Source organism: Streptomyces rhizosphaerihabitans (genome assembly GCF_025399795.1).
Classification (GTDB): domain Bacteria; phylum Actinomycetota; class Actinomycetes; order Streptomycetales; family Streptomycetaceae; genus Streptomyces; species Streptomyces rhizosphaerihabitans.
Window position 1 is genome coordinate 1 of record NZ_JAODTZ010000195.1, and the last position, 429, is coordinate 429.

1 pseudogene is annotated in these 429 nt (G+C 69.2%); it reads left to right on the plus strand.

Annotation, left to right across the window (positions count from 1 at the left end):
- Positions 1-225: 225 nt before the first annotated feature.
- Positions 226-429 (plus strand): annotated as a pseudogene (locus tag N4G66_RS45375) (ABC transporter permease); the annotation flags it as partial.

Genomic DNA, 429 nt, shown 5'->3' on the forward strand with positions numbered 1-429 from the left:
CGGCGTCACCCTGATCACCGACAAGGCACAGGACGGGGCCACGTCGAAGGACACCGGCTACGGCCTGGAGAACTGCTGGGGCTGAGCCGCCCCACCCACGCCACTCCCCTCAGCGGGGCGGTCGGCCCCACTCCCCGCCCAGGCCGACCGCCCCCTGTCCCGGCAGCGAGGGTTTCGCCCTCGCTGCCGGCCACAAGGACATCTGTCTTCCACCAAGGACTTCGCATGACAGCCACGACAACGCCCTACTCGGAGCTCAAAGCACCGACCACGGCGCGCAGACTGCTCGCCGCACCGACCACCGGACCCCTGGTCGCCCTCCTCCTGGCCTGTGCCTTCTTCTCCCTCTCGACCGACCAGTTCCTGACCGGCGGGAACTTCTCGCTGATCGTGCAGCAGGTCATGGTCGTGGGCACCCTCGCCATCGGC